The organism is Vibrio sp. S11_S32 (assembly GCF_014694465.1).
Classification (GTDB): domain Bacteria; phylum Pseudomonadota; class Gammaproteobacteria; order Enterobacterales; family Vibrionaceae; genus Vibrio; species Vibrio algicola.
Map to the genome: position 1 here is coordinate 32,047 of NZ_JAAUWS010000021.1, position 11,466 is coordinate 43,512.

The window sequence follows — 11,466 nt, forward strand, 5'->3', positions numbered from 1 at the left end:
CCTGTATTAAGTATCCTTATTTTTAATAAGGATACTTTCTTTTTCAGTCATTGCTTTATTTTTAGCATTATCAATTAATTTCTTAACATCACTCATTAGCCCCTCCTCTTGTAATTTCCCTTTAATATAAGCATATCCCAAAACATTTCTAGATACTCTTTGACCGATAAGCACATTCTCTAAAATACTTTCCAATAACTCACGATTAGAAATCGTATCATCATTCTTTGCATTATCCTTAATTCGGATAGCAAATTCTAATAATTCCAATACTGCATCGGAGGTAAATTGTAATCCATTGTCTTGTTGATACTGGATAACCCATTCCTTTGTTTTGGTCGGCATCGTTACTTGTATTCTTTCATTTCTTTTCATTTTCAAGCCTCAAAAAGTACAAAAACAGGTGAGTATGATTGTACCCACCCGTGGGTATGATTGTACCCACTGTGGGTATGATTGTACCCACTGTGGGTATGATTGTACACACTAAATAAGCAAGCTATTGTTTTATAACAATATTTATAGTGGGTATAATGTGGGTATGATTATGCACTTTATAGCTAAGTAACTGATATTTATACAATACCCACATTATACCCACGCGTGGGTATAATGTGGGTATGATTTCAGCATATCTTTAGGCTTGTTTTCAAAAAAATAAATTCTATGGAAACTCCTTTACAGACAACCACTTACGGCAATCTGAAAGATTGCGAGGGGTGTAACCTCTCATGGAGGCCATAGATACCTCTTAATCGCCGATAATACTCATGCTTCTTTTTTGCTTTATTTATAGGAAAAACGGTAGCCCAAAATGGCGTTTGAATGACTAGCGAAAATATAAGGTGAGAATGAAAGGCTGGGGTTCGAGCAATAAAAAAGCCATGCGGTTATTCACGCATGGCTTACTAGTGATAAAAATAAATGACCATTTATTTTAAAGACTCCTCATGTTGAGACTCGTATTTTTCTTTATACATTTTGAAATAATAGTTATCAATATATTTTTTTGCTCCAAATTCCATCGGGTGTTTGTTGTAATTAAATTCTGCGGGGTAATATTCCCCGTTTTTGTTTTCAGCAAAAAAAGCACACATAGTTATTTCTTTAAAATCGCTAAAAATAACCACACCGTAATTCAATAAACACACTGACCACGAGTAGGAAGTATCTGCACTCAATAAAGTAGCAAGTCGATATATTCCCATTAAACCGTAAAAAGGATAGTGATCTTCTTTTGGTTTTAGCATAAGTGATTTTACTTGATGATAAATATCTTCTTGCTTTAATTGAATAATGGTTTCATTCATTCGCTCTGTTTTGTTTTTAAAAAAAGTGGTTAGGTGAGCGATCTTATTTTTTATTTGATTTTCATTGCCACACGACAAGTTATTGTGATTGGGCTTATTCGTTAGTAATGACTGGCGACATTCAATAATATTCATTATTACTCCTTTGTACTCACAAACAAGATAATAAAGGGCGATAACACCCCTTTATTATACCTGCTTAATGTACTGACTCGCAAATAAAACGGTGAGCTTTACTTGCAAAACTCGCGGCTTTAAATATGAATCTTTTATCGTTATTAAGTGCCTTAATCCAATTATCTATATATGAGTCATGTTGCACTTTCCCACGAACATTAAATTCAGCCATTAAAAAAGCACTGCCTAACTCTGCTATCAATTCTTCAAAAGCATAAGCGTTATCACCAAACCGTTTTCCTTTTGTTCTGTCTAATCGAGTTTCGCCACCTGTCCAGTGTGTGAGTTCGTGAAATTCTGTTGCAAAAAAATCCGCTTCACTATTAAACGTACTACGAGGCGGTAAATATATTTCATCGGTTGACGGCCTAAAAAATGCTTTATTGCCCGCTTCGGTTATTTTCGCCCCTGTCATTTTTATTGCCGCTTCAACGTGAGCAAATTGACTATAATCTAAGGTATTAATCGGTTCTATTATTTCAGTTTCTTTAATATCAATGCTATCCATTTGTTCGATATTAAAAACCGTAAACGTTTTTAATACGGGTAGTGTTTTTTCTTCTCCAGTTTGTTTATCTTCTTTTGCATACGTTTTGTAAAAAATGATGGTTGTTCCTTTTTCACCTTTACGAACTTGTGCCCCCATTTCTTGAGCTTGTTTATACGTTAGCCATGCTGATTTTTTAAAACCTTGATCTGTGGCTGAACCCCATAATAATAAAATATTAATACCCGAATATTGAATGCCACTTTTAAAATTGTATGGCATTTCATTACAGCTTGACGTATCCCAAGGACACGCCCACGGCTTAACGCCTTTTTCTAAACTGGCAATAATGGAATCCGTGACAACTTGATAAAAATCCGTTTTTTCTTTTGTCGCTTTTTTCTTTTTGCTTTTACTATTATCGCTTTTAGACTGCGCCTTGGTTTCCAAAGGTAAGCCTTTGGTCGCTGCTTGAGAATTAGGGAAACTTGCCGTTGCTTGCGTTGAGTTCGTCATGTTAAGTCCTCTTGGTTAAGATATCGCTATTCAGTGCATTGCCTGACTGCTCAACCTCACGACATGGCGCTCAATGACAAGGGCGCGCAGCGGCGAAGCCTCCCTTGTTATTGGGGGTCTGTTGTGAGTTGATTTGCAGGAAGAGTAATGCACTGTGTGGCGTTATCTAAGAGGGCAAATGACGAATGAAAACGCCAGTAACGGCTTAGTTGAACTTATTATCATGCAGTGAAAGCCCTTGATTTGGCTCTGAGGCTTTAGGCTTTAGGCTTTTGATGTTGCGAGGGGATTGTGCGACTGGAACTTAGATGAATAGAAAACTTGTTTTCGTGATGAATCAAGTTAGCGTGGCGAGCGCAGCGAAAAGCCGTGAATGTTGGTCCTGGTTAAAACGGCTCTTTTGTTTTAACCAAGACCAAAAATGAACATTCGCCCCAAAAAAAAGCCCCTATATTAAATAGGAGTTTCAAGAACAACGTTGAGAATGGCAGCTGCGTGTACGGCATTCACCAGCCCAATGTAAGTATCTTTCTTTGTCGGCGGACAATAAACTTTGCTTAGTTTTAATAAAGTCTGATCATTTACAATAAAAATTGATCTGTTTTGAGTAATTTCAGGTCTGGAGGAACGAATTAGCTAACATGCTTCTGCCCCAAAACGTTCTAGAACCCATCTAGATCGTAATAGAACTAACTAATGTGTAAAGCAAACACATTACTTTGAAAAAACTCCCGTCCGCACCCAAGTATACACATCTCCAAAAATTATTACTTAGGAAGAGTTGTGATATTCTTATATATGAGCTAAGTTGTTGGTTACAAGTAACTTAAAAAAATCTGGGCTTAGTTTTTTCATGGATATCAAGGATGGTGATATGACTCCAAAGTCAATAATTTTATTTGGACTACTTTTTAGCTCTTTGAGCGTACAATCTGCCACTTATACGGTAACAACAAGTAGTGATCAAGGCATGGGCTCACTTCGAGATTTCATCGAAAAGGCCAATGCTAATCCTGGTTTAGATACTATCGAAATACCGGCTTCATATAATGCACAAGCACCTATCTCGCCTAATTTGGGTGAAGTCCCTTCAGGTCAAACCGACAACCGAATGACAATTACTGATGATATTATCATTCGAGGATTAGGCGATGATTATGTCCACATTAATGACCATCAACGCTGGGTTTCTGATACTGGCTCATTTAATACTGGTTATCCGAATGATCCTAACAATCAGATTCTAAGATCATCTGGTCTTTTATTTGACATCAATCCTCGAAATACCGCAGGGCGCCCCATTGATGTCACCATTGAAAATGTGTGGGCAGAACACATGTCAGGTTTTATCTTTTCCGATAACGCTAATGTAACACTCAATAACGTTATCCTATATAGGATAGTGCCTAGGCAAGGAGAGGCATCCATCATGTCTACTCAAGATGGCATTGTTACAATAAAAGATTCATTTATATTCGAAAATCTTGGCCCAAGATCAGCACCTACCCTTATTTTTAATAGTAATGTTTTTATTGAAAACACGGCTTTTGAATCTAATGGACCATTGGATGAAAACACAGCGAGTCATGTTATTCAAGTTAGTCAAGATAGTTCAGGCAGCACAACGGCAGTCATCAAAGATAGTATATTTAAAGGCTTATTTAATTCTACTTTTAGATTTAATGAAGCTGATGCACAAATTATAAATACTTTATTTGATGGAAGGGATGCTAATAGAGGTTGGCCAATCTATGTCAATAAAGGAAAATTGACGCTAACCAATAGCACGCTGTATTACCCGACTATTACTAAAAATGTAGACCCTGCTACTTACAAAGCGACCCATATAGAGTTAATCAATAGTGCTCAACTTATAGCCAATAACAATCTACTCATTACAGTCGATGGTGTAAATAATGTTGGCTCTGCAATTTATCCAACAAATTGGGACGATACAACTATTTACCCATTGGCAGAGAACAATGATAACTTTATTTCGTCACCTGGTGTCGATGATACCCCTAACACTGGCCTGTCACTTGCAGGGTGCGTTACAACTAATTGTTTCGTTCCAAACACGCTTTCAATAGCCCTTGTTGATAAAGGCGACGACGATAAAGCGCTATATGACGATGGTAACTCAATCACATCAGATTACCTCAAACAAACCCGCCCGCAGGGGTTGAGAATCGACATTGGCGCATTCGAAAAACATGAATCTCTTTATGCTCACCCAGATAGCTATGAGGTTGATCAAGATACTAAGTTGATTGTCTCTAGTCAAAATGGAGTGCTTAAAAATGATACCAATGAAAACTCAGCACCCGCTGCATTAGACCAAGATGCTTTGTATGGAAGTGTCACATTGCATGCTGACGGTAGTTTTGAGTATCAACCTGATGCTGATTATTATGGCAATGATGAATTTTATTATTCAATCAATACTAGCCAAGCAAAAGTATCAATAACAATTCTCTCCACAGGTTGGACTCCTATCCCTAACAATGCTGCGCCAGTTGCTAATAATGATAGCTACTCACTTTACGCAGACAGTATTGATACTATTGTTGCACCAGGTGTGTTGCTTAACGATACAGATGACGCGAATACACAAGCTCCTTTTTATGCCGATTTAACTGCGCGAATCTATAAACAACCAATGCATGGGTCGGTAACACTTAAGGAGACTGGTGAATTCATTTACACGCCTGACGCTGGTTTTATAGGTGATGATAGCTTTGAATATGATGTTACAGATATTGGAAAAAGACATAGTTACCCTGCTACCGTTAATCTTCATATTCAAGCCGGTGTTCCTTATGGGGGGAAGGTTATCGCTGGAACCAGCAGTGGTGGTTCTATAGGGTTCTTAAGCACGCTGCTATTGACGATACTCGTACTGTTTAGACATCAAAAGTCACTTGCCGTTAAAGTGGTCGTCCCACTATTGTTAAGTGTTTCTCCTTTCGCTCATTCTGCAGAAGAGAATAACGGAATATATGTAACAGCTAATCCTGGGATTTCATGGTTAGAGCCAGATACTGACCACAACGCGTGGAGTCAGGAAAGTAACCGTCAGTTTTCTTTCGGAAGTAGCTTAGGGTACCAATTTGATAATAACGCGAGTATCCAGTTTACTTATCGTTGGCTAAATAGTGTCGATTTGAAAGCAGAACATACGCAATATAATGATATGACGGTCAATTACCAACATTACAGCTTTAACTTTGTTTATCGAGTTACGCAGCTTTGGGGCGATAAATTCGCCCCGTACTTCAGTTTGGGCTTAGGTTATCTTGATGCAAGTTCGAACCACGCGGAAGATTTCGAGGTGGAGGATAATGTTCACCCTAACATAGGCGTCGGCGTGAATGTATTGGACTTTGGTCAAATTAAGTCAGATCTACAATGGTATCATTTAGCAGGTGATGTTGATACCCTCGAACTCGTGTTTTCTTATTACTTCAAGTAATTCAACTAAGAACAGTGCTTTTAGCTGTTCTTAGCCAGAGCTATCAGTTAGCACCTCTTCATACATAATTTAAGGGTATTACGGTTGCTCCCTGCGATGATTTGGAATTGTTCATCAATTGGGAGCACCCAGTATCTGACCTTTCCAATCAATACAATGCAATGAGTTAAGGGACTTTTACACTTGCATTTATTCATGACTCGCTAACTTAGCAAAGGCATTAACAAGCTTCTGTCCATAAACGTTTTAGATATTAAACAATCTTTATTGTCACTCTTACTGCCCAGTTAGTAGTAATGCGCCTCACAAGTGATCAAACTTTATGACTCAACCATCCAAAAGTATATCAATAGTCGCTATTTCTGATCAAAGTTCATTGGACGCCGACATCATTCTCAAATGGATAAAGCCGCTTAACGATATCGCCATGACCTTATATTTAAGGTCGTGGCTCTTTAAAAAGAGAACAACATGAACAAGAGTATTGAATCTACAAAGTGGATAGAAGCCGAAAAAATTGAGTTTAAAAGTCAGGTGTATTCTTCAATTGATGAATATTTTAAAGATTTAGATCGAGCGGGGAGAAATGAGAATTATACGAATATTAAAGGGACGTTGTGGCCTCGAAGCCAAGATGAAAGAAACCGAATTTTGATTGATAAGATAAAAGCGAAAAATAGGCTTGAATCGCATTCTGATAGCCAAGGTACTGAGCTAATGTTATCAATCTGAATTCGTGTATATCATTAATGATATACGTTAAATAAAAGCGATTTTAATTGTTTTTTAGAGTAGTATTTACGTGGGTGTTTGGGCGTTATTTGTGCCTGAATATTAACGATTAAGGTACAGATAAAAGAAAAGCCCCACCTGACTATAAATCAGAATGGAGCTTACTTATGTATCAAGACAATACGAAGTATAGCCTCCTTAACAACGAGAGGCAACAAATGAAGTATAAATTAACAGCGAATTTGGTGGTCATTTGCATCACATTATTCGCCATCCTATTTTTGTTTAAGGACTCACTTTGTGATGTCCATTTTCAGAATAAGGAGGTTAACTTTAACGCTACGTTTGTTACCTACGAAGTAAGGAAGTAGTTAAGGTGACCCGCATTAGCGGGTCCCTTTACTCTTTGATTGTTTTTGGAATATTGCTCAATACACCCCGTTATTTGATGCATTGCGCATCAGTGGTTTGCCAGTCTTGGACTGGCATTAGCCACCGGACTGACAACGTTTATTTTGTTGGTTTTACTATAGGAATACGGGTTCTGTCGCAAAGTTTGACTGAACCTATTTTCTCGATTCTAGAGTAGAGTTATCTATTATTTTCTTCATTAAAACGTCCTTAAAATAATGTATAACATTAATGTTATACGCCATTCTTACAAATTAGTTTAACTTGACTCATGCTACAGCCGGCTAATCGAGCTGTCTCTTTGATAGTATGATGGGGGCGAAGCTTTAAAATAAGTTCATTCCGGTCTGTGTCTTCTTTTCGTCCACGATATTTACCACCCGCCTTTGCTAATGAAATCCCTTGTAACTGGCGTTCGCGTCGAGTTTCATAATCATCACGAGCCATTTGTAATGCCAGTTTTAACAATAATTCTTGAATAGACTCTAATACAACTTTAGCGGTTCCGGTTGATTCAGAAACCAAATCGGATAAATCAACAATACCAGGTATTGATAACATAGCCCCTTTATCTCTTATTGAGCTAATCAGCTTTTCCGCTTCAATAAGTGGCAATCTGCTTATTCGGTCTATTTTTTCAGCGATAACAACCTCACTTGGTTGTAAGTCACTAATCATTCGCAAAAGCTCTGGTCTATCCGCTCGAGCACCGGATGCTTTTTCTTTATAAACACCGGCAACGTAAAAACCATTTTTTTTAGCTTCATCAATAAGATTTTCTTGTCGAGTGAGATCCTGACCTTCAGTACTCACTCTCATATAAATTCGTGCAACTTTCACTTGCTCACCACTTGGTCAATTTAGGTATACTTATATTGACCACTTTAAAGTAAATGGCTAATAATTCAATACAGCAACTCAAAATGGCCATTATTTATTGACCAACTTATATTGACCATTAAAGCATTAAAATGCAATAATTTACCTTTAATTCGTATGGGTACGTTTTAGAGGTTAATTTGAGAATAAGTAAAATTCAGAAACAAGCACTATTGCTTCTTCATTTTATGGAATTGAGGTATGGGCTTTATATTTCGGTTAACTCAAACTATTTAAGAAAATCGATTAGCCAGTCTTTAGATAAAGATCTAGCATCAAACCACTTTCTTGTGTCGATGCACACTCTAGTTAAGAACGGCTATCTAAAATACCAAGCTAACACAGGTCATCAGCTAAGTGATAACGCGAAAGAAAATGAAAACATGTGGCAGTTAACAATGGAAGGTAGACAATATGCTGAAACGCATCACTCAGCGCAATTGAGGATAAAAAGAAGATATATAAAAAAGTCTACTGTGCAGGTTTAGGTAGTTTTTTTCCATTAAGTAAATTATAACAAATAATCCAAAAATTAACTTTTTTAGGCTTCCCTGGCTTCTCATCTAATGGGTATGCACTTTCTATATGGAACCTCATTTTCCCTTTAGATTTCCAGACTCGATAAACGACTTGATAGTAAATTTCGGTTCCGTCATCTTGATGAAGTTTGCAACTACAATATCGACTATACCCACCGTGATAGCAAAACTGATCCGGTAACGTTTCTATAATTTGAGGGAGATTTGAGGACAATTTATATCTAATAAGGTCGAATTGACGTTTATCTGTTGGGTACGGGTATATCCGATGCGGTTCAATTTCATCACCATCCTTGATACTTGTCGTAAAAACGTGATGAGAAATGGTAAAGAAAAGTGTGTAATTTTCACAAAGCTCAGGATGAGTAAAAGTGATTTTTTTAGCCTTTAAATGAGAAAAATCATAATCAATTCCATCCAGCTCAAAATTTTTCCAATTTTGTACTTCATTATCATTAAGATTGAATATTTGATTCTTTTTCATTAATAATTTACTTAGAGGTAGAAATAACAAAGGCTCCATCTAGGGAGCCTTCGCCAAGATAAATCTTGGAATCAGAACGTCATTACCGGGCACTGCCTCGACCATATAGGTTACGTGATGTCATAAAAACCTATGTAAGCATTTTTATGTCTGCTGCATCATTAAGTCTAATTATGCGATATATCGTTGCATCTGTAAACAGTATTTATGTTTTTCGTAATTCTGTAAACGGTTCTCTTTATTTCTAGCACCTAGTTCACTGCCGCACAGGCAGCTTAGAAATTGTTTTCAATAATTACACAATAGCACTGGAGCAGAAAAATCCTCATTAACGTGGGGCTTTGTATTACTTACGGATTTTGGCCCAACTATCGAATACTCTATCGTTTTGCGCCTGATACCCAATGGCAGAATAAGTTTCACTATCATACCTGTTGAATTCAACCCTTACCGACGATTCGAAATGAAACAAAGCGCCAACCATGCCTTGATAGTGTCCGACCGGTACAAATGCCGCAATCCCTTTCCCGAGGCACTGTACGTCAGCTAGTATTACCTCATTATTTACGCGTATCCTTGCGTTCTTTGCTATCAGAGACTCGCTGTTCGTAACGCATGCCAAGGCGGGAGCTGTGAAAAAAATTAAAAGCTCATCCTTTCCCGCTTGTAGCACTGCGCTATAGCCGTTTTTGTTTGTTGTTATGGCGGCCATGTCATCCATGTAGACCCAGTTCGCCATTGCGCAGCTTGATTGGAGTAGTGCAAGAAGCATAATTATTTTTTTCATATTAAGAGACCATTCTTTATTTGTTCACTGCCGCACAGGCAGCTTAGAAACTAAACTGGAGTTGTCGATTAAAGGTGATGAACATAGGCGCCTACGGCGCAAATCAAAAGGCTGTTAGGTCTTTCTGTAATGCCTGCTCTTTCTTATGTATTACATGTGTAATACACCCCTATTGCATGTCATTAATCAATTCTAGTAATTCATTGTTATCTATATTATTTTTCATTGCAGTTAATGCTCTAAATAACTTTGCGGCAGACACTTTTCTGTTCGTATTCTCTTGAAGCTCCTCAACCCAATCTTGCACTTTTTGCTTATCGGCTAACGATAGACGTAATGTCAAAGGAGGCACTTTATATGTTGTTAAAGGCTTCTTTCGCACTGTAGTTATAGTTGTTTTATTTTGTCTATCCGCGCGAGATGCTAATGACGACTTAGCACCTTTATTTGATAATTTATTACTACCCATATCTGTATTACCTATGTATTACATATAGCATTAATTTCTTTAGCTAGAGAACTATAATCATTATTTATAATAGAGCCTCTTTTGTAGAGCCTTATCGGCATAGATAAAGCATTGGCTTGAGATAAATGCTCTGAACGTCTGATTACTGTTTTCAATACGTTATCTCGTACAACCTCTAACTCTTTCTCTATATAGTTATTTATTAATGTGTTTCGACTATCAATCTCATTTCTTAGTATGCAATAGTTTGCTTCATTATCTTTGATTTCATCAACAGCATCCAATAGTGGAGATATTCCATCAAGAGAATAAGCTCCTGAATCAATAGGTATAACAATCAACTCCGATGCTTGTATGGCATTTAACGTAGTCAAAGATAGATTAGGTGGAGTATCAAGTAACACAAAGTCATAATCTTTTGATATTTTACTTAACTGTTTTTCTAAAATTCTCTCACGATTAATTTTTGTTAGTGATGTTTCGATTACACGGGATAACTGATAATCAGTAGGAATTAAAAATAAATTATCAATCAAATTATCAGCAGCTTGCGCAGGGATGATCAAATCAACAATATTAACCATCTTAGGTTTATCGAACAGACAAGCAATGGTTTCATTAAAATCAAAACTAGTTTGACCATTTGAAAGTGTTTTTGAACAATTTCCTTGTGGATCAAGATCTATCACCAGTACTTTATTTTTCTTTGCTAATTCAGAGGCCAAATTAACGATTGTTGTCGTTTTACCGACTCCGCCTTTTTGATTTGCTAATGATATAACTTTCATAACACCCCACTGTATTACATATGTAATACACATTAAAATATAATTAACCACATGCATTACATGTAGCAAAAAAGGAAAACAAACACCTGTATTACCTATGTAATACATGTTAAATGAATAGAGAACATATATCAACCTGTATTACCTATGTAATACATAAAAATATGATCTTTTGAGGCTTAGCAATCTCGCCGTAAACCCTCGCCCGATCTGATTATTATACACTTTCAACTAGAAAGAGGATCTGAGGGCGGGGATATAAGGCTCAAATGGTGACGTAGGTGACTAGGTTCTGTCGCAAAGTTTGACTGAACTACGGTAAAATACCGTAGTTCTTACCAATCGGATGTTCTCATTATGTTTAAAGGCTGTCAGTTTCCGTCCGCTATTATTCTTCTCTCCGTACGTTATTACC

11 protein-coding genes are annotated in these 11,466 nt (G+C 37.1%); 3 read left to right on the plus strand and 8 right to left on the minus strand.

Annotated elements, in window-relative coordinates; genetic code table 11:
* Positions 1 to 6: 6 nt before the first annotated feature.
* The 3 genes from HC723_RS11050 to HC723_RS11060 form a co-directional block, all read right to left on the minus strand.
* Positions 7 to 375 (minus strand): hypothetical protein, encoded by a 369-nt coding sequence (locus HC723_RS11050; protein WP_190339117.1) that lies wholly within the window; start codon positions 373 to 375, stop codon positions 7 to 9.
* Between the two features lie 557 nt (positions 376 to 932).
* Entirely contained in the window at positions 933 to 1,445 is a 513-nt protein-coding gene (locus tag HC723_RS11055) for a hypothetical protein (RefSeq protein ID WP_190339118.1), read from the minus strand.
* A gap of 64 nt (positions 1,446 to 1,509) precedes the next feature.
* A complete protein-coding gene (locus tag HC723_RS11060) occupies positions 1,510 to 2,490 on the minus strand; it encodes an ArdC family protein (RefSeq protein ID WP_190339119.1) in 981 nt (326 codons plus the stop codon).
* Positions 2,491 to 3,364: 874 nt separating this feature from the next.
* Here HC723_RS11060 and HC723_RS11065 point away from each other — a divergent pair.
* The 3 genes from HC723_RS11065 to HC723_RS11075 all read left to right on the plus strand — a co-directional run bounded on the left by HC723_RS11065 (position 3,365) and on the right by HC723_RS11075 (position 7,065).
* Complete coding sequence (locus HC723_RS11065) at positions 3,365 to 5,962, plus strand: Ig-like domain-containing protein (RefSeq protein ID WP_190339120.1); 2,598 nt, start codon at positions 3,365 to 3,367, stop codon at positions 5,960 to 5,962.
* 471 nt (positions 5,963 to 6,433) lie between these two features.
* Positions 6,434 to 6,694, plus strand: a complete 261-nt coding sequence (locus tag HC723_RS11070; RefSeq protein WP_190339121.1) for a hypothetical protein — start codon at positions 6,434 to 6,436, stop codon at positions 6,692 to 6,694.
* 218 nt (positions 6,695 to 6,912) lie between these two features.
* Positions 6,913 to 7,065: a Hok/Gef family protein gene (locus HC723_RS11075; RefSeq protein WP_190339128.1), complete on the plus strand. Its 153-nt coding sequence runs from the start codon at positions 6,913 to 6,915 to the stop codon at positions 7,063 to 7,065.
* A gap of 274 nt (positions 7,066 to 7,339) precedes the next feature.
* Here HC723_RS11075 and HC723_RS11080 read toward each other — a convergent pair whose 3' ends face one another.
* The 5 genes from HC723_RS11080 to HC723_RS11100 all read right to left on the minus strand — a co-directional run bounded on the left by HC723_RS11080 (position 7,340) and on the right by HC723_RS11100 (position 11,051).
* A complete protein-coding gene (locus HC723_RS11080; RefSeq protein WP_190339122.1) occupies positions 7,340 to 7,945 on the minus strand; it encodes a recombinase family protein in 606 nt (201 codons plus the stop codon).
* A 510-nt stretch (positions 7,946 to 8,455) separates the two neighbouring features.
* Positions 8,456 to 9,007, minus strand: a complete 552-nt coding sequence (locus tag HC723_RS11085) for a heat-shock protein (protein WP_190339123.1) — start codon at positions 9,005 to 9,007, stop codon at positions 8,456 to 8,458.
* Positions 9,008 to 9,353: 346 nt separating this feature from the next.
* A complete protein-coding gene (locus tag HC723_RS11090) occupies positions 9,354 to 9,794 on the minus strand; it encodes a hypothetical protein (protein ID WP_190339124.1) in 441 nt (146 codons plus the stop codon).
* A 169-nt stretch (positions 9,795 to 9,963) separates the two neighbouring features.
* Positions 9,964 to 10,263 carry a hypothetical protein gene (locus HC723_RS11095; protein ID WP_190339125.1) on the minus strand — a complete coding sequence of 100 codons (300 nt, stop codon included), beginning with the start codon at positions 10,261 to 10,263 and terminating at the stop codon, positions 9,964 to 9,966.
* Positions 10,264 to 10,274: 11 nt separating this feature from the next.
* The gene (locus HC723_RS11100) at positions 10,275 to 11,051 is read right to left on the minus strand and encodes a ParA family protein (protein ID WP_190339126.1); all 777 of its coding nucleotides are present in this window, start codon (positions 11,049 to 11,051) and stop codon (positions 10,275 to 10,277) included.
* Positions 11,052 to 11,466 lie beyond the last annotated feature (415 nt).